The following is a 265-nucleotide window of genomic DNA, read 5'->3' as shown; positions in this document are numbered from 1 at the left end:
CTTTCTATTTAAAGAAAATACTTAAAGATGGTGGAGCTATGCGGGATCGAACCGCAGACCTCCTGCGTGCAAGGCAGGCGCTCTCCCAGCTGAGCTATAGCCCCATCTGTGTCGATATCGTACCGTATCTCCTAAGGAGATAGTGGTGGGTCTGAGTGGACTTGAACCACCGACCTCCCGCTTATCAGGCGAGCGCTCTAACCAGCTGAGCTACAGACCCAATATCGTCTCTTTTACTTTATAAACCTAATCAATCTGTGTGAAC

The 265-nt window shown here is 49.1% G+C and carries 2 tRNA genes; both read right to left on the bottom strand.

Annotation, left to right across the window (positions count from 1 at the left end):
* Positions 1 to 28: 28 nt before the first annotated feature.
* Positions 29 to 104 (bottom strand) — tRNA-Ala (locus MD535_RS26035).
* A 39-nt stretch (positions 105 to 143) separates the two neighbouring features.
* A tRNA-Ile gene (locus tag MD535_RS26030) sits at positions 144 to 220 on the bottom strand.
* Positions 221 to 265: the final 45 nt, after the last annotated feature.

This window comes from Vibrio qingdaonensis (assembly GCF_026191675.1).
Lineage (GTDB): Bacteria > Pseudomonadota > Gammaproteobacteria > Enterobacterales > Vibrionaceae > Vibrio > Vibrio qingdaonensis.
Note: the sequence above shows the minus strand (reverse complement) of the source record. Positions and strands in the feature narration are given on the sequence as shown.